The organism is Cellvibrionales bacterium (assembly GCA_016713115.1).
Lineage (GTDB): Bacteria > Pseudomonadota > Gammaproteobacteria > Pseudomonadales > UBA7239 > UBA7239.
The window spans coordinates 1,426,661-1,452,696 of sequence record JADJPU010000001.1 but is presented as its reverse complement, the minus strand read 5'-3'; the positions used below and the strand labels follow the sequence as shown (position 1 = coordinate 1,452,696).

Sequence of the window (26,036 nt, the reverse complement as noted above, 5' to 3'; positions counted from 1 at the left end):
AGCCAATCTACGACATTTATCTGATAATTACGCGTTCACCCTCACGGATAGACAGGCACACCAATGAAGCAGTTAAGCGTACTCGATTCCGCCTTTATCAACCTTGAACACCCTAACACGCCGCAGCATATCGGCGGTCTTGGTATTTATGACCAGTCCACCGCACCGGATGGCCCTGTTCGCTTTAAAGAAGTCATCGCCAGCTTCGAGCGTAAGCTAAAAAAACTGCCGATTTTCCGCACGCGCCTTGTGCAGGTGCCTGGTGGTTACGATCGTCCGTACTGGATCAAAGACGACAACTTCGACATGGAGTTTCACCTGCGTCACATCGCCCTGCCTAAGCCTGGCGACTGGCGGCAGCTGTGCATCCAAATTGCACGCTTGCACGCACGCCCTATCGATATGTCGCGTCCACTGTGGGAGGCGTACATCATCGAAGGCTTGGACAATATTCCGCATCTTCCTAAAAACTGCTTTGCGGTCTACACCAAAATGCACCACTCGCTGGTGGACGGCGCGGGCGGCTCCTCTTTCATGGCCGCCTTACACGACCTAGAACCCAATCCTTCCGGCATGGAAGAAGACGAAGCACCCAACTATTTGGCCGAAGTGCCACCTACTGCAATCAATATGCTGTCACGCGGCGCATTCAACACCGCGCGCAACAGTATCGACCTCGTGAAAGGCTTATATAAAACCGGCTTTGCAATTGGCAAAAATTTGCTTGATGTGCGTCGCGGCAACATCCCTATGCCGGAGATTCGCGCACCCAAGACACGATTCAATAATCCCGTGGGGCCCTACCGCGTCTTTGAGGCGGCGTTGTTTGATTTAGAAGATTTCAAAGTGATAAAAAATGCCACCGATGTCAAAGTGAACGATGTGGCATTGGCTGTGGTTTCTGGCGGCATCCGCCGTTACCTGCAACACCACAATGAACTGCCTCAAGATGCGCTGTGCGTCACCATGCCAGTGGACATGCGCAGTCGCCGTGGCGACACCGACGAACACAATCAAATTGGCTCTATTTTTGCCAACATTCACTCCGATATCGAAGATCCGGTAGAACGCTTGCACGCTATTCACAAAAGCACCTGCGAAGCCAAAGAGTTTGGCGAACAAACACCGCTGGTGGATGCGTTGAAACTAGCCGGCGTTTTCTCACCGCGCCTCACCAAGAGCTTGGTGCATCTCTATATCGACAACCAATTGACCGGCAACTTACCGATCAACTTTTGCTCTGTGGTATCCAATGTTCCAGGCCCTCCATTTCCACTGTACTGCTGCGGTGCAAAATTGGTGCAGTACCACGGTGTAGGCTTACTGACACCCGGTGTTGGTCTTTTCCATTTGGTAATGAGTTATTGCGGCACGGTAACGATCAGTATTCTCGGAGATCGCGAGAGCATGCCTGACCCAGGCTTCTACCGTGAATGCCTAGAAAAATCGCTAGCAGATTTAAAAGCCGCGGCGCTTAAGAAAGGCAAACTGATCAAACACAAAACTAAAGCAGAAGTGACTGCTGCTCGCAAAAAGAAAGACGCGGCGGAACATGCTGACGCCGAAGTACGCACAAAAGAAAATACGGCATCAACTTGATGCCTCTCTCAGTATGGGGCTGCCAATTGGCAGCCTTTTTTATAAGTAATTGCCACTTCGCATAAACAATGGCTCCCCTTTAAAATACGCCGCCCCATAGGTAGCCATTTCTAAAGTTTGACGGCATAAAGCTGCGCATATTCCCTTCTTTCTACATAGCTTGAGGTAACCAGTTCGTGGATTACAAAGCCTTTCGTCAGGAAATCAGAACATGGCTGGATGCCAACTGTCCCGCTTCTCTACGCACACCAGCCAAGCAAGAAGAACAAGTGTGGGGCGCACGCAATATTCATTTTCCCACCCCCGACGCAAAACTCTGGTTCGATCGCTGTGTTGAGAAAGGCTACTGCGTCCCCGATTGGCCGACACAGTACGGCGGCGCTGGTTTTGATGCCGAACAAACGCGCATTTTCAAATCTGAAATGCGCAAACTGGGGTGCCGTGCGCCACAAGTGAATCTCGGTATTTGGATGGCGGGACCTGCTATTTTGGAATTCGGCACCGAAGAACAAAAGCTGGAGCACTTGCCAAAAATTGCACGCGGTGAAATTCGCTGGTGCCAAGGCTATTCCGAGCCTGGCGCGGGTTCCGATCTCGCCGGCTTGCAAACGCGTGCCGTTGCAGATGGCGATGACTTCATTATCAATGGATCCAAAATTTGGACCTCATACGCCGATGAATCCGATTGGATTTATTGCTTGGTGCGCACCGATCCCGATGCCCCTAAACGCGACGGCATCACTTTCTTGTTGTTTGATATGGCTTCTGCGGGCGTGGAAGCCAAGCCGATTGAATTAATTACAGGCGATCGCCATTTCTGCCAAACCTTTTTCGACAATGTACGCGTACCCAAGAAAAATGTGCTCGGCGAAATCAACAAGGGCTGGACCGTTGCCAAGCGCGTACTCGAATTTGAACGCAATATGATGTCTGATTTAGGTGGCGAAACCGGCAGCGGCATCGAACCGCGTGAAGCGGCGCTGGATTACATCGGCAAGAATGCGCGCAATGAAATTGACGACCCGATTGTGCGCGAAGCCATCGCTCGCCACGAAATACAGAAACGCGCTTTTGATGTCACGCAGCAACGCATGATTGATGAGTTCACTAACGGTGCTGGCAACATGAACACGGCGCTGATTTTCAAATACTGCGGCACGGAAGAAGAAAAACGCAAATTTGAATTACTGCTGAAGATCATGGGCGAGCAGGCTCTTGGCTGGCGCGACACTGCACATTTCAGTGAAAAAGAATTGAATACCACGCTGGAATGGATGGGAGCAAAAACTCACACCATCGCCGGTGGCACGACAGAAATCCAGCTCAACATCATTGCCAAACGCGCGCTGAGCTTGCCCGGCGTACTGAGCTGATCGCATTCGAGGAAACCACACCATGTCTCTCGCTTTTAATGAAGAACAGCGCGCACTGAAAGACAGCGTGCGCAATTTTGCTAAAGACCAATCACCGATTGAAGCATTTCGCGTACTGCGCAGCCAAACCGATGGCGCTGGTTTTGATAACGCTGTCTGGCAAGCCATGATCGAGCTCGGTTTGTCGGGAGCATTATTTCCCGAAGCCTACGGCGGTTTTGAATTTGGCAGCACCGGCTTAGCGGGCTGCATGGAAGAACTGGGGCGCAACTTGGTTGTTTCCCCGTTGCTGGCATCCGTACTCTCTGGCTCTGTCATTCTGCACGCCGGCAGTGAAGAACAAAAACAAACGCTATTACCGCAAATTATCGCTGGCGAAAAATTAGTAGCGCTCGCCTGTGATGAAGGTCATCACCATCAGCCTAAAAACATTACGGCTACCGCTGTGCGCGAAGGCAACACATTTATTCTCAACGGCAGTAAAACGCGCGTTATCAGTGGCATTGCTGCTGATTTATATGTGGTGGCAGCTCGCACCAGTGGCACTGCCGGTGCAACGCAAGGCATTAGTCTTTTTCTAGTTGACGCCAATACCAACGGCCTGCGGCGCGAAGCCGTCACACTCGTTGATTCACAACGCTATGCGCGGCTGATGCTCAATAATGTTTGCATTCCTGATTCCCATTTGATCGGTGAAATCGACAACGGCTTTCCAGCACTCGATAAAGCGCTGGACTACGGCCGCATTTATCTTGCCGCAGAAATGTTTGGCGGCATGCAAGAAATCTTTGAACGCACCGTACAGTATTTGAAAGAGCGCAAACAATTCGGCGTATTAATCGGCACTTTCCAAGCACTGCAACACCGCACTGCACATATGTTCACTGAAATTGAAATGTGCAAATCCATCTTGATGCTCGCACTCGACGCATTGGAAAAAAATGCAGACAACGCGGCGCAACTCATCAGTGGCGCTAAAGCCAAAATCAGCGACACCTACGAACTGATCAGCAACGAGGCCACGCAAATGCACGGTGGTATCGGCGTGACGGATGAATTGGATGTGGGCTTATTTCTCAAGCGTGCACGCGTTTCTGCCGAACTCTTGGGCAGTGCGCGTTTTCATTACGATCGTTATGCCACTTTAGAAAGCTTCTAACTGTATCTATCACGACTAACGGCATGATCAGCGACAATCATGCCAATTTCCTTACGCTAAAATTTTAGTCAACGCAGCAAGCAACGCCTGATTCTGCGTCTCCGAGCCCACAGTAATCCGCAAATAATCATTGGTGCGCTCACCTTTGAAATGACGCACTAACACCGCTCGCTCACGCAAGGCTTGCGCCAATTTTTCGCCAGCCCATTGGAGGTGACGCACAAAAATAAAATTGGCAGCCGAGGGCAACACTTCAAACCCTAAAACCAGCAACTGCGCCACGAGTTGCTCGCGACTGCTGATCACCTGCCGTGTGGTTTGCTCAAAGTACTCGCGGTCATCAAAAGCCGCTGCTGCGCCAGCAATCGCAATGCGACTCAGCGGGTAGGAATTAAAACTGTTTTTGATGCGTTCTAAACCGGCGATCAAATCTGCATGACCCAGCGCCAAGCCCACGCGCAAGCCAGCCAATGAGCGCGACTTGGACAGTGTTTGTGTCACCAACAAATTGGGGTGTTTTTTAATCAACGAAACTGCGCTATCGCCGCCAAAATCAATGTAGGCCTCATCTACTACGACTACCGATTCCGTATTGCGTTGCAGCAGCGACTCTATCGCTACCAAAGGCAATAACACGCCTGTCGGCGCATTGGGGTTGGGGAAAATAATACCGCCGTTTGGCTGTGCATAATCGTCCACATGGATGGAAAAATCTTCACGCAATGGAATTTGGCGAAACGCGATATTGTACAAACCGCAATACACCGGATAAAAACTGTAGGTGATATCCGGAAATAAAATTGGCGCATTTTGTTGAAGCAACCCGTGAAAAATATGCGCCAACACTTCATCGGAGCCGTTGCCGACAAACACATTGTCCACATTCACATCGTAGTAACGCGCGATTGCCTGTTTCAGTTTTGTCGAATCCGGATCGGGATATAAGCGCAGATCTTCGCCCACTTCTGCCTGCATCGCCGCGATAGCCTTAGGTGATGGGCCGTAAGGATTTTCATTGGTATTCAGCTTCACCAAATTGGCAATCTTTGGCTGTTCACCTGGCGTATACGGCACCAAAGTGTGGACAAAACGACTCCAATAGCGACTCATTTCAATCTCATTTTTCAATCTGGTTTTTTAGGCGATATTCTGCAGAGCGTGCGTGCGCGGTTAATCCCTCGCCGCGCGCCAGAACTGAAGCGATGCGCCCCAAGGTATCCGCGCCTTGCACTGAGACATTGATTATCGATGTGCGTTTTTGAAAATCATACACGCCAAGCGGCGACGAAAACCGTGCTGTGCCAGATGTTGGCAACACATGGTTTGGGCCTGCACAGTAATCACCCAGTGCTTCCGGTGTATGACGACCCAAAAATATGGCGCCGGCGTGGCGAATTTTTTCCGCCAATAACTCCGGCTCTGCTGCCGACAACTCCAAGTGCTCGGGCGCAATAAAATTGCACAGCTCTGCCGCCTCATCCAAATTAGCCACTTGAATAAACAAGCTGCGCTTTTCCATCGCCGTGCGAATAATTTCTTTGCGTTCCAAAGTGGGCAACAGCCTCTCACAGCTCGCTTGCACGGCATCTAAAAAATCTTTATCGGGCGAAATTAAAATCGACTGCGCATCTTCGTCGTGCTCGGCTTGCGAAAACAAATCCAGCGCAATCCAATCAGGATCTGTTTTGCCATCGCAAACCACCAAAATTTCGGAGGGCCCTGCAATCATGTCGATGCCCACTTGCCCGAATACTTCGCGCTTGGCAGTGGCCACATAAATATTGCCGGGGCCGACAATTTTATCCACGCTCGGCACGGTTTCTGTGCCGTATGCCAATGCCGCAATCGCCTGTGCGCCGCCGATCGTGAATACTTTGTCCACGCCAGCAATAGCAGCTGCCGCCAACACCATTTCGTTGAGTTCGCCGCGCGGCGCAGGCACCACCATCACCACTTCCGCCACACCCGCCACTTTTGCTGGAATGGCGTTCATCAACACCGACGATGGATAAGACGCTTTTCCGCCCGGCACATACAAACCCACGCGATCCAGCGGCGTGACGCGCTGCCCTAACACCGTGCCATCCGCTTCCGTGTAGCGCCAAGATTCTGCGCGCTGCCACTGGTGAAACGCGCGTATGCGCTGGGCCGCCGTTTCCAAGGCCGCGCGCTGCTCGGCGCTAATAGTTTGCAGTGCTTGCTGTAAGCGTTCTTGGCCAATACACAATTCAGAAATTGCTGCGACATTGCGTTGATCGAATTGATTGGTCAGCCTTAATAGCGCGGCATCTTGTTCATGCCGAACTGCAACAATAATGTCCAACACTGTGCTGCGTACATTCTTGTCGAGCTCCAACTCGCTGCCCGATACTTTTTTCCAATCAGCACGAAAGTTTTTTAGCTCGGTATAAACAATGCGCTGAATATTCACGCAGCACCTTTTGCAGCAACTGCAGCGGCCACCGCATCAATAATCGCTTGCACAACTGCATGTTTGGTTTTCATCGACGCTTTATTCACAATCAAACGCGAAGTGATGTGTGCGATGGTGGCGCGCGCTTCTAGGCCATTGGCGCGCAAAGTATTACCGGTATCTACAATATCAACAATTTCATCAGCCAAGCCCATCAATGGCGCCAATTCCATTGCACCGTACAATTTCACCACATCCACTTGTTGCCCTTGTTCGGCGTAATGGCGGCGCGCGATATTGACAAATTTTGTTGCCACACGAATACGCCCTCCTTTCAGCGGCGCACCGACAACACCGGCTGTCATTAAACGACAACGCGCAATACCCAAATCCAGCGGCTCATAAAAGCCTTCGCCACCGTGTTCAAGAATGACATCTTTGCCAGACACACCGATATCGGCAATGCCAAACTGCACATAAGTCGGCACATCGGAACCGCGCAATACCACCAACTGCACATCGTTATGCGTAGTATCAAAAATCAATTTGCGCGATGCCTGTAAATCTTCCAAAGGCTCAATGCCTGCCTGCGCCAACAACGGCAGTGTTTCTTTCAACAATCTTCCCTTCGTCAACGCGATAGTGATTTTTTGTGACATGCAATCAATCCGGCACACGGCGAATATTGGCGCCGAGCTGCATCATTTTTTCTTCAATACATTCGTAGCCGCGATCTATGTGATAAATGCGATCTATCACGGTTTGACCGTCCGCCACCAAACCCGCAATCACCAAACTGGCAGAAGCACGCAGATCCGTTGCCATCACCGGTGCACCTTTTAATCGCTCCACACCGGTCACCACAGCGTGGTTGCCATCAATGACAATTTTTGCGCCCATACGATTCATTTCATGCGCTTGAATTAAACGATTTTCAAATATGGTTTCTGTTACCGTACCCACGCCTTCTGCCACCGCATTCATCGCCGTAATTTGCGCCTGCATATCAGTAGGAAATGCCGGATACGGCGCGGTGCGCACGCTAACTGCCTTGGGGCGCTTGCCCTTCATATCCAGCGTGATGGTGTTGGCTTCCACTGTAATTTCTGCACCAGCTTCGCGCAGTTTGGCAAGCACAGCCTCCAGAGAGTCCGCTTGCGTATTTTTTAATTTGACGCGGCCAGCCGTCGCCGCTGCCGCCACTAAATAAGTGCCTGTTTCGATGCGATCCGCCATCACTTCGTAGGAACAACCGTGCAGTTTTTCTACGCCGTTAATCACAATCGTGTCTGTGCCATGACCCGTGATATCTGCGCCCATCGCAATCAAACAATTGGCGAGATCGACAATTTCCGGCTCCAACGCTGCATTCTGAATAACGGTTTGCCCTTCTGCCAACACAGCCGCCATCAAAATATTTTCCGTGCCGCCAACAGTGACGGTTTCCAAAAATATTTTTGCGCCTTTTAAACGCCCATCGCAGCTTGCGTTGATGTAACCGCCATCCACTTCAATCGTTGCGCCCAGTGCCTCCATACCGCGCAAATGCAAATCCACCGGACGCGAGCCAATGGCACAGCCACCAGGGAATGACACTTGTGCGCGACCAAAACGACCCAACATCGGCCCCAACACCAAAATGGATGCACGCATGGTTTTCACCAATTCGTACGGCGCAGTAAATGCCTGCACTTGGCCGGCATCCACCTCCACGCGCATTTTTTCGTCAACCACCACATTCACGCCCATGCAGCCGAGCAGTTCGATCATGGTGGTGATGTCGTGCAAGTGTGGCAAATTGCCGAGTACCACCGGCTCCTCGCACAGCAGCGTTGCTGCCAATATCGGCAGCGCTGAGTTTTTGGAACCGGAGATGTAGATTTCTCCAGACAGCGGCTTGCCGCCGGTGATAATCAGTTTATCCATTAGAAAACCTTAAACAGAGAATTATTGTTCAGTAAGTGGCTGCGTTTCTTGAGAAACTAGCGCGCCTGCCATTCAGCAGGTGTTAGGGTTTGCATCATCACAGCATGAATAGTGCCGTCGGCAATTTTTTCATTCAGCGCGGCATAAACCATCTGCTGTTTTTTCACTGGGCGCTGCCCTTCAAACTGCGCGCTAACCACGGTAATTTCATAATGCCGACCATCGCCACCCACCAACACCTGCTCGGCAGATAACGCTTCTTTCAACACTTGTTCTATCCACTGGTCGATCTGGCCATTCATGCGACAAAGCTCTCTTTTCACCATGACTTTTGAGTGCCGGCACTATACCATTTGCGCACGCAACGCGGCATGACAAGCCGCACCGGACGCATCCACGGATTCACTTTTTACACACGATGAACGCCAGTCACAGCTCACAGGATTTTCTTGCCTCCGGCCTGCGCACCGTGCGCGTAGAAGGCGCGGCAGTGCAAAGATTACAACAGGCCATCAACGCCGATTTCGTGCGCGCCTGTGAGCTGCTCTTGCATTGCGAAGGCCGCATCATTGTCACCGGCATGGGTAAATCTGGACACATCGGCCGCAAGATTGCCGCCACCCTCGCCAGCACCGGCAGCCCTGCTTTTTTTGTGCACCCCGGTGAAGCCAGCCACGGCGATATGGGCATGATTACCAAGCGCGACATCGTGATCGCGCTCTCCAACTCCGGCTCCACCGCCGAAGTCATCACTCTGCTGCCGCTGATCAAACGCATGGGCGTATCCCTGATCAGTATGACCGGCAACGCCGAGTCCACCTTGGCGCAAGCTGCTGATGTGCATTTAGACGCCAGCGTAGAGTCTGAAGCTTGCCCTCTCGACCTAGCCCCCACCGCCAGTACTACCGCAGCTCTCGTAATGGGCGACGCACTGGCTATCGCACTGCTAGAGGCGCGCGGTTTCACCGCCGAAGATTTTGCCTTCTCGCATCCAGGTGGCGCACTGGGACGCAAACTGCTGCTCAAGGTGGAAGACATCATGCACAGCGGCGAGCGTGTGCCGGTTGTGTCTCCTGACACAACGCTGACCGAAGCACTGCTAGTAATGAACGCCAAGGGGCTCGGATTAACCACCATCTGCGATACTGAACAGCGCTTGCTCGGCATATTTACCGATGGCGATTTGCGTCGCACGCTGCAAGGCAACATTACTGACCTTTTACACGCCCGCATCGAAGGTGTGATGACACGCAATGGGAAAACGGTAAGTAAGCACATGCTCGCTGCAGAAGCAGTCGCCATCATGGAACAAAAGAACATCACCGCACTGGTTGTGACCGACAGCGCACAACGGGTGGAAGGCATCGTGCACCTACACGACATCCTCAAAGCAGGTGTCGCATGAGCGCGACTAACACTCATGCACAACAGCGCGCACGCGCCATCCGTTTGTTGTTGCTGGATGTAGACGGCGTGCTGTCCGACGGCAGCATCGTCTACGACAGCGAAGGACGCGAACTGAAGCGCTTCCACATTCACGACGGCTTAGGTATCAAACTGTTACAGCAACACGGCATTCAAGTAGGCATCATCACTGGTCGCGTCAGTCCGATGGTAGAAAGACGCGCCCATGAGCTAGGCATTAAAATGCTGGTTCAAGGGCGTGAAGACAAGGCGACTGCAATGTACGAAGCCATTCAACAACTGTCTCTCTCCGTGGATGCTGTGGCCTACATGGGTGATGATCTGCCGGATCTTGCTGCAATTTCTCAAGCTGGCTTAGGAATCGCGCCCGCTAATGCCGTTACCATAGTGCGCCAACACGCTGACCTTGTAACTGCGGCAGGTGGTGGACACGGCGCTGTCAGAGAAGCAGCCGAATTTATCTTGGCAGCTCAAGGGCAACTGGATGCTATACACACGCGTTACACCCAACATTGATTCTCATGCCTAGTCTTTCGCAAATACAAGAAAAATTTCTCACTGGCACAATGCGTCAACTGCTTGCTGCAGCTGCGCTGATTTTGCTCGCTGTCCTTGGTTTAAGCTGGGATAGCAGCGATGACGCTCTAACAAAAAAATCTGCGGCAACGGTATCCGCAAGTTCAGCACAGCAACCATCCACCATCATCGACGACGCGCAATTGGATTCTTTTGATGAAACTGGCCGCAAAGTGCGACAACTGAATGGTAAGCGCATCACTTATTTTGATGCTGACAAACGCAGTTTGATTGAAACACCACACCTGTATGTTCTTCATCTGAATGACGATAAAAAAGGTGAAACACCGTGGGAAGTCACTGCCGATAAAGCTACCGCTTATCAAACCAGCAGCATTATTGATTTGTACGGCAATGTAACTTTATTTAGCAATGCAACACTCGGCGGCCCTACGCGCATTATGAGTGAGTATCTGCATGTCAACACTGAGCGCAAACTAGCCCACACAGACAAAGCTGTTACCATACATGCACGCAACAGTGTGTCGCAGGCCGTGGGCATGCAAGCTGATTTAGAACACGACTACTTGCAACTACCTTCACGCGTCAAGGAGATCCATGAAGCACCTCGCTAGACTTACCATCCTCGGAATAGCATTTATTGGCAACAGCGTTCTTGCACTGCCTGATGACCGCAGTAAGCCAATAGAAATTCAGGCCGACAGCGCAGAACGCGATGCCAAAACTGGCGTGACGACTTACACCGGCAATGTGGATGTACAGCAGGGCAGTATTCATATTGTCGCCAGCAAGGTAGTGCTCAACAGCGCGAACGATAAGCTGACCAAAATTCACGCCATCGGCAGCCCAGCGACTTATCACCAACAATTAACTGGACCTAGTGATGTTGTCGACGCACAGGCGCTCAATATTTATTTTGATGTCTCTAAAAATTTAATCACTCTACAAGACGGCGCCAGCCTCAAACAAAACAGCGGCAGTATCAAAGGCGATCGCATCGAATATGACACCAAATCCGAACGCGTCAAAGCACAAGCTTCACGCGCAGGTGGCAATGACAACAGCCGCCGAGTCACTGTTATCATTCCGCCATCAACCAGCGATGAAACTGCGCCATCTATCAACAAAACAAAAAAATAAATTCGAGTAATGTATTGTGGGAATTAACAGCACACTCCGAGCGGCCAATCTCGGAAAATCGTACAAAAAACGCGCCGTGGTGAATGATGTTTCACTGCAAGTATCTAGCGGTGAAATTGTCGGACTGCTCGGCCCCAATGGCGCGGGCAAAACCACTTGTTTCTATATGATGGTAGGCTTAATCCCAGCCGGCAAAGGTGAAATTTTTCTGGATGAAGAAAACATCACCCATCTGCCGATGCACAGCCGTGCACGGCGCGGTTTAGGTTATCTGCCGCAAGAAGCTTCTGTGTTTCGCAAATTGAGTGTACGCAACAACATTCTCGCCATTCTCGAAACACGCAAGGAATTGTCTTCCGAGCAACGCCATGCAAAAGCGGATGAACTGATGAGCGAACTGCACATCACGCACATCGCTGACTCTTTGGGGATGAGTTTATCTGGCGGTGAAAGACGCCGTGTGGAAATTGCACGCGCACTGGCTAGTGAACCGCGTTTTATTTTGTTGGATGAGCCGTTTGCTGGCGTAGATCCTATTTCCGTGGCCGACATCAAACACATCGTACACCACCTGCAATCCAAAAATATTGGCGTACTAATTACTGATCACAATGTGCGCGAAACCTTGTCCATTTGCCAGCGCGCCTACATCGTCGGCGAAGGGCAAATCATCGCCGAAGGCGCCACGCATGAAGTGCTAAACAACGCCCGTGTCAGAGATGTATACTTAGGGCAGGACTTCTCCCTTTAACACCACTTTTTTTTGCACGCCAAAGCTTTATTTTTTATTGCACCGCACACAAAAAAGCCCAGCAATTGCTGGGCTTTTTTGTGTGCTCATGGTGCCTCGTTATCAAGAAGCGCTGGTTTGCAGCGCTTCCGTCAATGCGGCTTCCACATCTTCTGCCGACACACCCACTTCTTCTTGCAGGCGTTTTCTGCGGCGCTCGCTGTGATAGGCCAAACCTTTGATTTCTTGGATACCACTAAACTCAGCCTGTTCGCCTTTGACATAAGAGGAATCACCCATTTCTTGGATTTCCACTTTACGCAACATTTGACGCACGATGACTTCGATGTGTTTGTCGTTAATTTTTACGCCTTGCAAGCGATACACTTCTTGCACTTCGTTAACAACATAACGCGCCAATTCCTCGATGCCTTTCAAACGCAAAATGTCGTGCGGATTTGGCGGGCCTTCTGCCACCACTTCGCCGCGCTCAACGCTTTCACCTTCGAACACCGACAATTGACGCTGCTTCGGAATCAACAACTCCCAGCTCGTGCTGCCGTCGGCCAACACTTGCCCATTTGTCGGCGTAATCACCAAGCGGCGCTTGCCTTTGGTTTCTTTGCCGAAGCTGACAATGCCGGATACTTCAGCAAGAATCGCCGGTTCTTTCGGTTTACGCGCCTCGAACAAATCCGCAACGCGTGGCAGACCGCCCGTGATATCGCGCGTTTTTTGCCCTTCCTGAGGAATACGCGCTACCACTTCACCTACCCCAGCCATGGCGCCATCAGTCAATGCAACAATGGCGTTAGAAGGCAGCATGTAGTGTGCAGGCGTGGTGGTATTGGGCAAGCAAACTTCTTTGCCTTTGGCATCCATCAGAGCCACCGCCGGCTTCAAATCTTTACCTGCGGCTGGGCGCTCGTTCGGGTCGAGAACCTGAATGTTCGACAAGCCCGTGAGTTCATCCGTCTGGCGGCGAATGCTGAGATTGTCTTCCATGTCCGAGAAGCGCACTTTACCCGCCACTTCGGTAATGATCGGATGCGTGTGTGGCTCCCACTTGGCAACCACTGTGCCCGCTTCAACGGTAGCGCCATCTTTCACAGAAATCACTGCACCGTAAGGCAGTTTGTAACGCTCACGCTCACGGCCATTTTCATCGGCAACCGCCAACTGACCAGAACGCGATACCGCAACCAATTCACCCGAAGCGCGCTCAACTACTTTGATGTTGTGCAAACGCACCACGCCACCTTTCTTCACTTGCACGCTATCGACAGCAGAAGCACGCGAAGCTGCACCACCGATGTGGAAGGTACGCATCGTCAACTGCGTACCCGGTTCACCGATAGACTGCGCCGCCATAACACCGGCTGCTTCGCCGACATTCACCAAATGTCCGCGTGCGAGATCGCGACCGTAGCAGGTTGAGCAAATGCCGAAGCGTGTTTTACAGGTAATTGGCGAGCGCACCAACACTTCGTCGATACCCATGCGCTCAATTTCGATAACCATTTTTTCGTCGATCATCGTGCCAGCGGCAATCGCTGTTTCTTTTTTGCCCGGCACCAACACATCAACCGCCGCCACACGACCCAAAATGCGATCGCCGAGAGATTCAATGATGTCGCCGCCTTCGATAACCGGCGTCATGGTCAGACCTTCGTCTGTGCCGCAATCCACTTCAGTGACCACCAAATCCTGCGCCACATCTACCAAACGGCGCGTGAGGTAACCGGAGTTGGCTGTTTTCAACGCGGTATCCGCCAAACCTTTGCGCGCACCGTGTGTAGAAATGAAGTACTGCAATACATTCAAACCTTCGCGGAAATTTGCCGTGATCGGCGTTTCGATGATCGAGCCATCAGGACGCGCCATCAAACCACGCATACCGGCAAGCTGACGAATCTGTGCGGCAGAACCCCGCGCACCGGAATCCGCCATGATGTAAACCGAGTTGAACGAATCTTGCTGAACCTGTTCACCTTTGCGGTTGACCACGGCTTCTTTCGATAAGTTCTCCATCATGCATTTCGCTACTTGATCGTTAGCGCGCGACCAAATATCGATGACTTTGTTGTACTTCTCGCCGTGTGTAACCAAACCGGAAGCGAACTGCTGTTCAATCTCGGTCACTTCGGCATCGGCTTTTTCAATGATGGCTGCTTTTTCTTGCGGAATCGCAAAATCATTCACACCGATAGACGCACCAGACTTGGTAGAGAAGTCATAACCGGTGTACATCAGTTTGTCGGCGAAAATAACGGTGGCCTTCAGACCCACGCTGCGATAGCACTGGTTAATCACGCGCGAAATAGCTTTTTTCACCATCGGACGGTTGATTAAATCAAATGCCAAACCTTCAGGCACCACATCCCACAACAGCGCACGACCGGCTGTCGTGTCGTACAGTTTTACCGTTTCTGTGCGCGCACCGGTGTCTTCATCAAACAACACTTCACGAATACGCACTTTGATTTTGGCTTGCAGATCCAACTGTTTGCCGTAGTAAGCACGGCTCACTTCTTTGATGTCGGCAAACGCACGGCCTTCACCTTTGGCATTCACACGCTCGCGCGTCATCCAATACAGACCCAACACCACGTCTTGCGATGGCACGATGATTGGCTCACCGTTTGCTGGCGACAAAATGTTATTAGTCGACATCATCAGTGCGCGTGCTTCCAACTGTGCTTCCAGCGTCAGCGGCACATGCACCGCCATTTGGTCGCCGTCAAAGTCAGCGTTAAAAGCAGAACACACCAACGGATGTAATTGAATGGCTTTACCTTCGATCAACACTGGCTCAAACGCTTGAATGCCTAAACGGTGCAATGTTGGCGCACGGTTCAATAACACAGGGTGTTCACGAATGACTTCCGCGAGAATATCCCACACTTCTGCAGTTTCGCGTTCTACCATTTTCTTGGCAGCTTTGATGGTTGTTGCCAAACCGCGCAACTCCAACTTGCCAAAAATAAACGGCTTGAACAATTCCAATGCCATTTTTTTCGGCAGACCGCACTGATGTAATTTCAATGTTGGGCCTACAACAATTACAGAACGACCAGAGTAATCAACGCGCTTACCAAGCAAGTTTTGACGGAAGCGACCTTGCTTACCTTTGATCATATCCGCCAAAGATTTCAATGGTCGTTTGTTGCTGCCAGTAATGGCACGACCGCGACGACCGTTATCCAATAACGCATCTACCGATTCTTGCAGCATGCGCTTTTCGTTGCGCACAATGATATCTGGCGCATTGAGGTCCAACAAACGCTTCAAACGGTTATTACGGTTGATGACGCGGCGATACAAATCGTTGAGATCGGAAGTAGCAAAACGACCACCATCCAAGGGCACCAATGGACGCAGATCCGGCGGCAGCACAGGCAGCGCCTCCAACACCATCCACTCAGGTTTATTTTTAGATGCTTGGAAACCTTCCAACAACTTCAAGCGCTTGGATTGTTTCTTGAGTTTGGTTTCTGCTGTCGTTTGGTGAATTTCTTCACGCAGGCGAATGACTTCACTATCGATATCAATATCGCGCAACAGAGCTTGAATCGCTTCCGCACCCATTTTAGCTTCGAAGTCGTCGCCAAACTCTTCCATGCACTGGTAGTACTCTTCGTCGCCCAGCAACTGACCTTTTTCCAGTGTGGTCATGCCCGGATCAATGACAACGAATGATTCAAAATACAACACGCGCTCAATGTCGCGCAGCGTCATATCCAACAGCATGCCGATACGGCTAGGCAGCGATTTCAAAAACCAGATGTGCGCAACGGGTGAGGCCAGCTCAATGTGGCCCATGCGCTCGCGACGCACTTTAGCCAACGCCACTTCTACGCCGCATTTTTCACAAATAACGCCGCGATGTTTCAGGCGTTTGTACTTGCCGCACAAGCATTCGTAATCTTTGATAGGACCAAAAATCTTGGCACAAAACAAACCATCTCGTTCCGGCTTGAAGGTACGGTAGTTGATAGTTTCTGGTTTTTTCACTTCACCAAATGACCATGAACGAATCATTTCGGGTGAAGCAAGACCGATGCGGATGCTATCAAATTCAACCGCATGTTCTTGTGAGGACTTCAACAAACTCATTAAGTCTTTCATGTTCCAATCCTCCGCTCTCAGTTATCTGACTCAAGCTCGATATCAATACCGAGTGAGCGAATTTCTTTAACCAATACATTGAATGATTCCGGCATGCCTGGCTCCATGCGATAGTCACCATCCACAATGTTTTTATACATTTTGGTACGGCCGGCAACATCATCCGATTTCACGGTCAACATTTCTTGCAAGGTGTAAGCAGCACCGTATGCTTCCAGCGCCCACACTTCCATCTCACCAAAACGCTGACCACCAAACTGCGCTTTACCACCCAATGGTTGTTGCGTAACCAACGAGTAGGAACCGGTAGAACGCGCATGCATTTTGTCGTCTACCAAGTGGTTGAGTTTAAGCATGTACATGTAGCCCACAGTGACTGGACGCTCAAACGCATCACCAGTACGACCGTCGTATAAAGTCATCTGTCCAGACTCTGGCATATCCGCCAATTTCAACAGCGCTTTGATTTCGGATTCATGTGCACCGTTGAAAACAGGCGTTGCCATCGGCACGCCGGCGCGCAAATTACCCGCCAATGTCAGCACTTCGGCATCGGTCAGTGACGCAATATTTTCCGTGCGACCTTCGCCCGATGAATAAATGCTGTCGAGGAATTTGCGCACTTCTGCGGTTTTGCGCTGTTCTTTCAACATAGCATCGATTTTTTCACCGAGGCCTTTTGCCGCAAGACCCAAATGTGTTTCCAAAATCTGACCGACATTCATACGCGATGGCACGCCCAATGGATTCAATACCACATCCACTGGTTCTCCGTTTTGATCGTACGGCATATCTTCAACCGGCATGATGACCGACACCACACCTTTGTTCCCGTGACGACCGGCCATTTTGTCACCGGGTTGCACGCGGCGTTTTACCGCCAAATATACTTTGACGACTTTCAATACGCCCGGTGCGAGGTTATCACCGCCTTGGATTTTTCTACGCTTGTCTTCGAACATGTCTTCGTGCAACTTCTTGCGTTCCGCAAGACCCTGTTCAGCTTTTTCGATTTGATCATTCAGCGCGCTGTCATCCATACGCAATTTGAACCAATCCGCACGCTCCAAACCAGCCAACAATTCCTGCGTCAACACCGTGCCTTTTTTCAGGCCGGCACCGCCGCTGACTTTGCTAGACAACAAGGCCGCATGCAGACGCTCGAGCACCGCGTCTTCCATGATGCGATATTCTTCGTTAAGATCTTTGCGGTATTGATCCAGCTGATTTTTTTCAATATCCAGCGCGCGTTGATCTTTTTTCAAGCCGTCGCGCGTGAACACCTGCACATCAATAACGGTACCTTTGGTGCTGGAAGGAACGCGCAGTGAAGTATCTTTCACATCAGACGCTTTCTCACCAAAAATAGCGCGTAACAATTTTTCTTCTGGCGTTAGCTGTGTTTCACCTTTTGGCGTCACTTTGCCAACCAGAATGTCGCCCGCTTTAACCTCTGCGCCAACATAGACAATACCGGAATCATCCAGTTTGCCTAATGCGCCTTCGCCAACATTAGGGATATCAGCCGTGATTTCTTCCGAGCCCAACTTGGTATCACGCGCAATACAAGTCAACTCTTGGATGTGGATAGAAGTAAAACGATCTTCTTTCACCACACGCTCAGAAATCAAGATGGAGTCTTCGAAATTGTAGCCATTCCACGGCATGAACGCGATGCGCATGTTTTGTCCCAAGGCCAAATCGCCGAGGTCAACAGAGACGCCATCGGCCAATACATCACCGCAAGCAACCACATCACCAGGACGCACGATAGGGCGTTGATTGATGCAAGTGTTTTGATTAGAACGCGTATATTTGATCAGGTTGTAAATATCTACGCCTGCATCACCTTTCGCCACTTCGTCTTCATTAACGCGCACCACAATTCTGCCCGCATCAATGCTATCAATCACACCGCCACGGCGCGCTACCACGCACACACCAGAATCAGTAGCCACCACGCGCTCCATGCCCGTACCTACCAGCGGCTTTTGCGCGCGTAAAGTCGGTACCGCTTGGCGCTGCATGTTGGAACCCATCAACGCACGGTTAGCGTCGTCGTGCTCCAAAAATGGGATCAGCGATGCAGCAACAGAAACTACCTGGCGCGGAGAGACATCCATGTACTGCACATCTTGCGGTGGCTTAACGGTAAATTCATTCAGGTGACGCACCGCCACCAACTCTTCAACCAATTTACCTTTTTCAATTTTTGCTGAAGCCTGCGCAATGACGCACTCTGCCTCATTGATCGCTGACAAGTATTCGATTTGATCGGTCACCTTGCCATCAATCACTTTGCGATACGGCGTTTCGATAAAACCGTAATCATTGGTGCGCGCATATGTTGCCAAAGAATTGATCAAACCGATGTTTGGACCTTCCGGCGTCTCAATTGGACACACACGACCGTAGTGCGTTGGATGCACATCGCGCACTTCAAAGCCCGCGCGCTCGCGCGTCAAACCACCGGGACCCAGGGCAGAAACACGGCGCTTATGCGTGATTTCAGACAGCGGGTTGTTTTGATCCATAAACTGAGACAACTGCGAAGAGCCAAAAAACTCTTTCACAGCCGCAGCAACAGGCTTGGCGTTAATCAAATCCTGTGGCATCAAGCCTTCGCTTTCCGCAACTGACAAACGCTCTTTTACCGCACGCTCAACACGCACCAAACCAATACGGAATTGGTTTTCTGCCATCTCACCCACAGAGCGCACACGGCGGTTGCCCAAGTGGTCAATATCATCCACCACGCCCTTGCCGTTACGGATGTCGATCAAGCAGCGCAATACATCAACGATATCTTCACGCGACAGAGTGCCTTCGCCTTTAATTTCTTCGCGCCCTAAACGGCGGTTGAACTTCATGCGACCTACCGCAGACAACTCATACCGCTCTTGCGAGAAGAACAAGTTTTGGAACAGGTTTTCTGCAGCTTCTTTGGTTGGCGGCTCGCCTGGGCGCATCATGCGGTAGATTTCTACCAGTGCTTCCAATTGCGTGCGACTAGGATCCACGCGCAGCGTTTCAGAAATAAACGCACCACAATCCAAATCGTTGGTATAAATTGTTTCAAATTCTTTGATGCCCGCATCTTTCAGTTTTTTCAGTACATCCGCTGCAATAACGGTGTTGCACTCAAACAACACTTCGCCCGTCTTTGGATTCACAATGTCTTTGGCCAGCGAATGACCGTGCAAGTAAGTGTCTGGCACTTGCAACTTATCCACATTGGCTTTTTCTAACTGCTTGATGTGTCTAGCAGTAATACGACGACCTTCTTCAACAATGACATTGCCTTTGTTATCGACAATATCAAATGCTGCGATATCGCCGCGCAATCGCGAAGGCACTAGACTCAACTGATAACCACCACCTTCCAACACATGGAATTGATCGTTCTCAAAGAACATGGCTAACATTTCTTCGGTGCTATATCCAATAGCACGCAATAAAATCGTCGCTGCCAATTTACGGCGGCGGTCGATACGCACGAACACCAAATCCTTAGGATCAAACTCAAAGTCCAACCACGAGCCGCGGTAAGGAATAATTCTGGCGTTATACAACAGCTTACCGGAGCTGTGTGTTTTGCCTTTGTCGTGATCAAAGAAAACGCCCGGCGAACGGTGCAATTGCGACACCACGACACGCTCAGTGCCGTTAACGATAAAAGTTCCGTATTCGGTCATGAGCGGAATTTCGCCCATGTAAACTTCTTGCTCTTTAATGTCTTTAATTGCTTTGTTGCTTGACTCGCGGTCGTAAATTACCAAACGCACTTTGACGCGCAACGGTGCCGCATAAGTCACACCGCGCAATTTGGATTCACTGACATCAAACAGCGGCTTGCCGAGCGAGTAATCCACATACTCCAGCGCAGCATTGCCGTTATAGCTCGTAATAGGGAATACGGAATTAAATGCGGCCTGCAAGCCGACATCCGTGCGAGCATTCACCGCATGCTCTTGCGTGAAACTCTGGTAAGACTCAAGCTGAATCGCTAACAACGATGGAATATCCATCACCTGCGGCAACTTGCCGAAATCCTTCCGAATACGCTTCTTCTCTGTGTATGAGTAAGCCATCTGTATTCCCCAATATGATCGTTTGTTTACCAATCGCAAACATCTTTATTTGCGATACTTTCCGTACCTTTTTCTTCTTACTTGAAACGCAAAACAACCAGAAGCGCAAAAAGGCCAGCGAGAACAATCTCGCCAGCCTCTTCGTGCTAGGCAGAATACCGTTTATTACGCAAGCATAACCCCAAGGTGTTATTACTTGAGTTCAACAGCAGCGCCAGCTTCCTCCAGTTTTTTCTTGGCATCTTCGGCTTCCGCCTTAGACGCTCCTTCTTTAACAGTAGATGGCGCGCCGTCCACCAAGTCTTTCGCTTCTTTCAAGCCCAAACCAGTCAGTTCGCGAACTACTTTGATAACGTTAACTTTCTTCTCACCAGCGCTGGTCAGCACGATATTGAATTCAGTTTGCTCTTCAGCAGCAGCAGCAGGACCCGCCGCAACAGCAACTGCAGCAACAGCAGCAGTAACACCAAATTTTTCTTCCATTGCAGAAATCAATTCAACCACATCTTTAACAGACATTTCTGAAATTGCATTGATGATGTCTTCTTTAGTCAGTGCCATTTTTATTTCCTCAGTAACTTTGAATTAAGCTCAATTAGGTAAACAACATTCGACAATTATGCCGCTTGCTGCTCTTTTTGATCGCGAACAGCTGCAATCGTACGAACCAGCTTGCCAGCTGACGCCTCTTTCAGAACGCTCATCAGCTTAGAAATTGCCTCGTCGTAAGTTGGCAAGGTTGCCAACATGCCGATATCTACCAAAGTACCCTCAAAGCATGCCGCTTTGAGTTCAAACTTATCGTTCTCTTTGGCGAAGTCGCGCAGGATGCGCGCGCCAGCACCTGGGTGCTCATTAGAGAAAGCGATAATACTTGGGCCAACCAAACTGTCAGCTAAACATTCGTAATCAGTGCCTTGGAAAGCGCGCTTAGCTAAAGTGTTGCGAACAACTCTCAGCCATACGCCATTTTCACGAGCCTGCTTACGCAGCGCATCCATTTTATCTACCGTAACGCCTCTGGAATCGGCGATCACGGCAGACAACGCGCCTTTAGCTGCATTCTGGACTTCGGCAACAATCGCCTTTTTGTCTTCGAGTGCTAATGCCACAGCATTTCTCCTGGACTTGATCGATACATCGATCGTTTATTTACCGCGTTCCTACTACACACTTGAAACGCGAACCTTTCGGCGCACAAATCCAGACTGCTTACGCAAAAAACCTGAATTGGGCTAACCGTCTACGCGGGCTTCACATCAAGACACCAAATATCCGTATCTTTTGCTCTTTTAAGTCGATATATCAAAAGAAAATATCAACACCTGCGATTTTTGACAATTCAAGTGAGGCGACAACTAACAGCCCCACCCAAACCCCAAATGCAAAACTTTAAATATTCAATGATGCCTGATCGATAACAAGACCCGGACCCATCGTTGTCGACAGCGTAATCTTCTTCAGGTAAATACCTTTTGCCGTGCTTGGTTTGGCTTTTTTCAAGTCGTTGATCACGGCTTCAAGGTTTTCTTTTAATGCCGTTACATCAAAACCAATCTTGCCAATGCCACCATGAATAATGCCGTTTTTGTCAGCGCGGAAGCGCACCTGACCGGCTTTGGCATTTTTAACCGCATTGACAACATCTGGCGTTACCGTGCCGGTCTTAGGATTTGGCATCAAACCGCGTGGACCCAACACCTGACCGAGAGCACCAACGACACGCATGGCATCGGGTGACGCAATCACGACATCAAAATCCATCAAACCACCTTTGATTTGCTCAGCCAAATCTTCCATACCTACCAATTCTGCACCAGCAGCTTTAGCCGCCTCAGCCGCAGCGCCTTGAGTGAATACCGCAACACGCACGGATTTTCCTGAACCATGCGGCAAAGTAGTTGCACCGCGCACAGACTGGTCTGATTTGCGCGCATCAATACCCAAGTTGACTGACACATCAACTGTTTCACTGAATTTTACTGTCGACAACTCTTTCAACAGCGCGACAGCATCTGCAATGGCGTATTGTTTTCCAGACTGAACTTTGGCGCTGATTGCTTGGGCGCGTTTACTTATCTTGGCCATCACACACCCTCCACTTCAATACCAGCACTACGAGCACTGCCCGCAATCGTACGCACAGCGGCTTCCATATTGGCAGCCGTTAAATCTGGCATTTTTGTTTTGCAATTTCTTCTACTTGCGCGCGAGTGACTTTTCCAACTTTGTTTTTGTTGGGAACGCCGCTGCCACCTTTCAGACCGGCAGCCTTCATCAGCAACACGGAAGCTGGAGGAGTTTTAGTAATGAAAGTAAAACTGCGGTCCGAGTAAACGGTGATTACAACCGGCGTAGGCAAGCCCGGTTCTAAGCCCTGAGTGGCCGCGTTAAACGCCTTACAGAATTCCATAATATTGACACCGTGCTGACCCAATGCTGGACCAACCGGTGGACTGGGATTTGCCTGACCAGCTTTCACTTGCAGCTTGATATAGGCTTGTACTTTCTTAGCCATAAATAAACCCTCTGTTGGGTATTAGCGCCTCCAAAATATCGAATGATATCGACATCTCTTCTTCGGCTCCCCGCAGCTACAACACCATGTTGCAACTGCACCTAATGCGGCTTGCGCCGCATATCTTGTTATATCAAGCCTTCTCGACTTGACTAAAATCCAACTCAACCGGCGTCGAACGGCCAAAAATCAACACGGCAACACGCAGACGGTTTTTATCGTAATTCACTTCTTCTACAACGCCATTGAAATCATTAAATGGCCCATCGACCACTCGCACCATTTCACCTGGCTCAAAAATTGTTTTCGGACGCGGCTTCTCACTGCCCGCCTCAACACGACGCAGAATCAAGGCAGCCTCGGCATCAGTAATCGGCGCAGGATTGTCCGCTTTACCACCAATAAAACCCATCACTCTCGGCGTTTCTTTCACCAAATGCCACGAGTCATCATTCAACTCCATATGCACCAATACATAGCCAGGAAAGAATTTTCTTTCGCTTTTACGCTTTTGGCCCGCGCGCATTTCAACCACTTCCTCAGTTGGCACAAGAATGTCACCAAACATCTCCTGCACACCTGCACGCTCAACACGCTCTTTCAAAGCAGCTGCTACTTTTTCTCAAATCCTGAATAGGCATGAACAACGTACCAGCGTTTGGCCACAATCCATTCCCTCTGTTAACCGATTACCACGGAAACAAGTTTTGCAAATCCAGCATCCAATCCCCAAAGAACCAATGCCATCAACACAACAAAACCCATAACCACCAAAGTCGTCTGCACCGCTTCTTGACGCGTAGGCCACACAACGCGACGCACCTCAACAGCCGCCTCACGCAACAAAGTAAAAAATGCTCGCCCTTGCGTAGTCAACACAGCGATGCACACCGCAACAGCAGCAACGGGCACCAAAGCCAATGCACGGAAAGCAACCGCATAACTACCCGCAAAGTGGTAGTAACCATAAACACCGCCTGCGACTATTAAGCCGACGGCGATCCACTTCACTACATCCAAGTGATTCGTCTGCTCTTTTGCACCGCGCTCTTCAGTTTTGTTACTCATTTCACGCCTTTGCTTCAACAAAAAACAGACCATCAATAATTTTGGCAGGCCAGGAGGGACTCGAACCCCCAACACCCGGTTTTGGAGACCGGTGCTCTACCAATTGAACTACTGGCCTATAAACCCGATCCAAACAACAAAAAATAGAACGCCGATAAAAGCGCTCTATTTTCAACAACTCAAACCAACCTTATTCAATGATTTTTGCAACAACACCCGCGCCGACGGTACGACCGCCCTCACGAATCGCGAAGCGCAAACCTTCTTCCATGGCGATCGGATGGATCAGCGTCACCGTCATGGAAATGTTATCGCCAGGCATAACCATTTCTACACCGTCAGCCAACTGGATTTCACCCGTTACATCGGTAGTACGGAAGTAGAACTGTGGGCGATAGCCTTTGAAAAATGGCGTGTGACGACCACCTTCATCTTTTGACAGCACATAAATTTCAGATTCAAATTTGGTGTGTGGCTTGATGCTGCCAGGCTTGGCCAATACTTGACCACGCTCAACATCTTCACGCTTGGTACCACGCAACAACGCACCAACGTTTTCACCCGCACGACCTTCATCGAGCAATTTACGGAACATCTCAACACCAGTAACGGTGGTTTTGGTGGTGGCACGCAGACCCACGATCTCAACTTCGTCGCCCGTCTTGACGATACCGCGCTCTACACGACCGGTAACAACCGTACCGCGACCCGCGATAGAAAACACATCTTCAATCGGCATCAAGAATGGCTTGTCGATGGCGCGCTCTGGCATTGGGATATAGGTATCCAATGTCTCTACCAGCTTTTTCACCGCAGAAGTGCCGTAGCCGTTGTCGTCTTTACCTTCTACCGCCATCAATGCAGAGCCGATGATGATTGGGGTGTCGTCGCCCGGGAAGTTGTACTGACTCAACAGTTCACGCACTTCCATTTCTACCAATTCCAGCAGCTCAGCATCGTCAACCATGTCCGCTTTGTTCAGGAACACCACGATGTAAGGCACGCCTACCTGACGCGACAACAAGATGTGCTCGCGGGTTTGTGGCATTGGGCCGTCAGCAGCAGAACACACCAGAATCGCGCCGTCCATCTGGGCAGCACCGGTGATCATGTTTTTGACATAGTCAGCGTGTCCGGGGCAGTCCACGTGCGCGTAGTGACGCTCAGCAGACTCGTATTCCACGTGCGCTGTGTTGATGGTGATGCCGCGCGCTTTTTCTTCTGGCGCCGCGTCGATCTGGTCATACGCTTTTCTCTCGCCACCCCAAACTTCCGCACACACAATTGTCAACGCTGCGGTCAACGTGGTTTTGCCGTGGTCAACGTGGCCAATCGTGCCAACGTTTACGTGCGGTTTCTTACGTTCAAATGCTGCCTTTGCCATTGCCGTTTTCCTCGTTTAAACACTTACCTTAAATACAAAAAACCAATCTAACCATTATGTAGAAATGGAGCTCATAACCGGATTTGAACCGGTGACCTCTTCCTTACCAAGGAAGTGCTCTACCAACTGAGCTATATGAGCCGCAACCCCTAAGCCCATTTAATTCAACTATCTGGAGCGGGCAGCGGGAATCGAACCCGCATCATCAGCTTGGAAGGCTGAGGTTCTACCACTGAACTATGCCCGCCAAACCATTTGCCCCTAAAAACCTTAAAGCGGCTTAATCTTGGTGGAGAGGGCTGGATTCGAACCAGCGAAGCTTTCGCGTCAGATTTACAGTCTGATCCCTTTGGCCGCTCGGGAACCTCTCCGAAAAAGGGTCGGGTATTTTCCTGACGCCCCTAATACTTGTCAACGAATACCTGCTTAATAAATTTGGAGCTGGCGAGAGGAGTCGAACCCCCGACCGGCTGATTACAAGTCAGCTGCTCTACCGACTGAGCTACGCCAGCATTTTCTGTAAACTTCTCGGCACCTAATTACAG

General features: G+C 50.4%; 20 protein-coding genes, 5 tRNA genes and 2 pseudogenes. 8 read left to right on the top strand and 19 right to left on the bottom strand.

Translation table 11 applies throughout. From position 1 onward, the window contains the following. The first annotated feature begins 63 nt into the window (after nucleotides 1-63). From IPK30_07115 to IPK30_07105, 3 genes are all read left to right on the top strand, one after another. The gene (locus tag IPK30_07115) at nucleotides 64-1,599 is read left to right on the top strand and encodes a wax ester/triacylglycerol synthase family O-acyltransferase (GenBank protein ID MBK8103043.1); all 1,536 of its coding nucleotides are present in this window, start codon (nucleotides 64-66) and stop codon (nucleotides 1,597-1,599) included. A 176-nt stretch (nucleotides 1,600-1,775) separates the two neighbouring features. Beyond that, nucleotides 1,776-2,972, top strand: a complete 1,197-nt coding sequence (locus IPK30_07110; GenBank protein ID MBK8103042.1) for an acyl-CoA dehydrogenase family protein — start codon at nucleotides 1,776-1,778, stop codon at nucleotides 2,970-2,972. Between the two features lie 22 nt (nucleotides 2,973-2,994). Further along, nucleotides 2,995-4,131 carry an acyl-CoA dehydrogenase family protein gene (locus IPK30_07105; protein MBK8103041.1) on the top strand — a complete coding sequence of 379 codons (1,137 nt, stop codon included), beginning with the start codon at nucleotides 2,995-2,997 and terminating at the stop codon, nucleotides 4,129-4,131. 51 nt (nucleotides 4,132-4,182) lie between these two features. Here the strand turns inward: IPK30_07105 and IPK30_07100 are convergent, their stop codons facing one another. Genes IPK30_07100 through IPK30_07080 form a run of 5 tightly spaced genes read right to left on the bottom strand, consistent with a single transcriptional unit; the run spans nucleotide 4,183 to nucleotide 8,772 of the window. After that, on the bottom strand, nucleotides 4,183-5,241 hold the full coding sequence (locus tag IPK30_07100) for a histidinol-phosphate transaminase (protein MBK8103040.1): 1,059 nt from the start codon (nucleotides 5,239-5,241) through the stop codon (nucleotides 4,183-4,185). Nucleotides 5,242-5,248: 7 nt separating this feature from the next. After that, a complete protein-coding gene (gene hisD, locus IPK30_07095) occupies nucleotides 5,249-6,562 on the bottom strand; it encodes a histidinol dehydrogenase (GenBank protein MBK8103039.1) in 1,314 nt (437 codons plus the stop codon). Continuing rightward, on the bottom strand, nucleotides 6,559-7,203 hold the full coding sequence (locus tag IPK30_07090; protein MBK8103038.1) for an ATP phosphoribosyltransferase: 645 nt from the start codon (nucleotides 7,201-7,203) through the stop codon (nucleotides 6,559-6,561). The genes hisD and IPK30_07090 overlap by 4 nt, the downstream gene beginning before the upstream one ends. 4 nt (nucleotides 7,204-7,207) lie before the next feature. Beyond that, nucleotides 7,208-8,470 (bottom strand): UDP-N-acetylglucosamine 1-carboxyvinyltransferase, encoded by a 1,263-nt coding sequence (murA, locus tag IPK30_07085; protein ID MBK8103037.1) that lies wholly within the window; start codon nucleotides 8,468-8,470, stop codon nucleotides 7,208-7,210. A 56-nt stretch (nucleotides 8,471-8,526) separates the two neighbouring features. Further along, nucleotides 8,527-8,772, bottom strand: coding sequence for a BolA/IbaG family iron-sulfur metabolism protein (locus tag IPK30_07080; protein ID MBK8103036.1), 246 nt, complete (start codon nucleotides 8,770-8,772; stop codon nucleotides 8,527-8,529). A gap of 116 nt (nucleotides 8,773-8,888) precedes the next feature. On the opposite strand from IPK30_07080, the gene IPK30_07075 reads away from it, so the two are divergent. The 5 genes from IPK30_07075 to lptB are packed head-to-tail and all read left to right on the top strand — an operon-like array spanning nucleotide 8,889 to nucleotide 12,323. Next, on the top strand, nucleotides 8,889-9,875 hold the full coding sequence (locus tag IPK30_07075; GenBank protein ID MBK8103035.1) for a KpsF/GutQ family sugar-phosphate isomerase: 987 nt from the start codon (nucleotides 8,889-8,891) through the stop codon (nucleotides 9,873-9,875). Further along, nucleotides 9,872-10,411, top strand: coding sequence for an HAD-IIIA family hydrolase (locus tag IPK30_07070; protein ID MBK8103034.1), 540 nt, complete (start codon nucleotides 9,872-9,874; stop codon nucleotides 10,409-10,411). Before IPK30_07075 ends, IPK30_07070 begins: the two co-directional genes overlap by 4 nt. A 5-nt stretch (nucleotides 10,412-10,416) precedes the next feature. Beyond that, the gene (lptC, locus tag IPK30_07065) at nucleotides 10,417-11,046 is read left to right on the top strand and encodes an LPS export ABC transporter periplasmic protein LptC (protein MBK8103033.1); all 630 of its coding nucleotides are present in this window, start codon (nucleotides 10,417-10,419) and stop codon (nucleotides 11,044-11,046) included. Continuing rightward, on the top strand, nucleotides 11,030-11,572 hold the full coding sequence (lptA, locus tag IPK30_07060) for a lipopolysaccharide transport periplasmic protein LptA (protein MBK8103032.1): 543 nt from the start codon (nucleotides 11,030-11,032) through the stop codon (nucleotides 11,570-11,572). Before lptC ends, lptA begins: the two co-directional genes overlap by 17 nt. Before the next feature lie 22 nt (nucleotides 11,573-11,594). Further along, nucleotides 11,595-12,323, top strand: coding sequence for an LPS export ABC transporter ATP-binding protein (gene lptB / locus IPK30_07055; protein MBK8103031.1), 729 nt, complete (start codon nucleotides 11,595-11,597; stop codon nucleotides 12,321-12,323). A 102-nt stretch (nucleotides 12,324-12,425) separates the two neighbouring features. Here lptB and rpoC read toward each other — a convergent pair whose 3' ends face one another. From rpoC to IPK30_06985, 14 genes and pseudogenes are all read right to left on the bottom strand, one after another. Continuing rightward, the gene (gene rpoC, locus IPK30_07050; GenBank protein MBK8103030.1) at nucleotides 12,426-16,430 is read right to left on the bottom strand and encodes a DNA-directed RNA polymerase subunit beta'; all 4,005 of its coding nucleotides are present in this window, start codon (nucleotides 16,428-16,430) and stop codon (nucleotides 12,426-12,428) included. Between the two features lie 17 nt (nucleotides 16,431-16,447). Then, nucleotides 16,448-20,521: a DNA-directed RNA polymerase subunit beta gene (rpoB, locus tag IPK30_07045; GenBank protein MBK8103029.1), complete on the bottom strand. Its 4,074-nt coding sequence runs from the start codon at nucleotides 20,519-20,521 to the stop codon at nucleotides 16,448-16,450. A 192-nt stretch (nucleotides 20,522-20,713) separates the two neighbouring features. Beyond that, nucleotides 20,714-21,082: a 50S ribosomal protein L7/L12 gene (rplL, locus tag IPK30_07040; GenBank protein ID MBK8103028.1), complete on the bottom strand. Its 369-nt coding sequence runs from the start codon at nucleotides 21,080-21,082 to the stop codon at nucleotides 20,714-20,716. Nucleotides 21,083-21,138: 56 nt separating this feature from the next. Continuing rightward, entirely contained in the window at nucleotides 21,139-21,633 is a 495-nt protein-coding gene (gene rplJ / locus IPK30_07035) for a 50S ribosomal protein L10 (protein ID MBK8103027.1), read from the bottom strand. A 280-nt stretch (nucleotides 21,634-21,913) separates the two neighbouring features. Beyond that, nucleotides 21,914-22,609 (bottom strand): 50S ribosomal protein L1, encoded by a 696-nt coding sequence (gene rplA, locus IPK30_07030; protein ID MBK8103026.1) that lies wholly within the window; start codon nucleotides 22,607-22,609, stop codon nucleotides 21,914-21,916. Continuing rightward, a pseudogene (gene rplK, locus IPK30_07025) lies at nucleotides 22,609-23,039 on the bottom strand (50S ribosomal protein L11). Before rplK ends, rplA begins: the two are co-directional and overlap by 1 nt. Nucleotides 23,040-23,172: 133 nt before the next feature. After that, a pseudogene (gene nusG / locus IPK30_07020) lies at nucleotides 23,173-23,705 on the bottom strand (transcription termination/antitermination protein NusG). Between the two features lie 15 nt (nucleotides 23,706-23,720). Further along, nucleotides 23,721-24,107 carry a preprotein translocase subunit SecE gene (gene secE / locus IPK30_07015; GenBank protein MBK8103025.1) on the bottom strand — a complete coding sequence of 129 codons (387 nt, stop codon included), beginning with the start codon at nucleotides 24,105-24,107 and terminating at the stop codon, nucleotides 23,721-23,723. 42 nt (nucleotides 24,108-24,149) lie between these two features. Continuing rightward, nucleotides 24,150-24,225: transfer RNA gene (locus tag IPK30_07010), tRNA-Trp, on the bottom strand. Between the two features lie 72 nt (nucleotides 24,226-24,297). Continuing rightward, the gene (gene tuf / locus IPK30_07005; GenBank protein ID MBK8103024.1) at nucleotides 24,298-25,491 is read right to left on the bottom strand and encodes an elongation factor Tu; all 1,194 of its coding nucleotides are present in this window, start codon (nucleotides 25,489-25,491) and stop codon (nucleotides 24,298-24,300) included. Nucleotides 25,492-25,556: 65 nt separating this feature from the next. Continuing rightward, a tRNA-Thr gene (locus IPK30_07000) sits at nucleotides 25,557-25,632 on the bottom strand. A gap of 32 nt (nucleotides 25,633-25,664) precedes the next feature. Next, nucleotides 25,665-25,738, bottom strand: a tRNA-Gly gene (locus IPK30_06995). Nucleotides 25,739-25,778: 40 nt separating this feature from the next. Then, nucleotides 25,779-25,862, bottom strand: a tRNA-Tyr gene (locus IPK30_06990). 65 nt (nucleotides 25,863-25,927) lie between these two features. Next, nucleotides 25,928-26,003 (bottom strand) — tRNA-Thr (locus IPK30_06985). Nucleotides 26,004-26,036 lie beyond the last annotated feature (33 nt).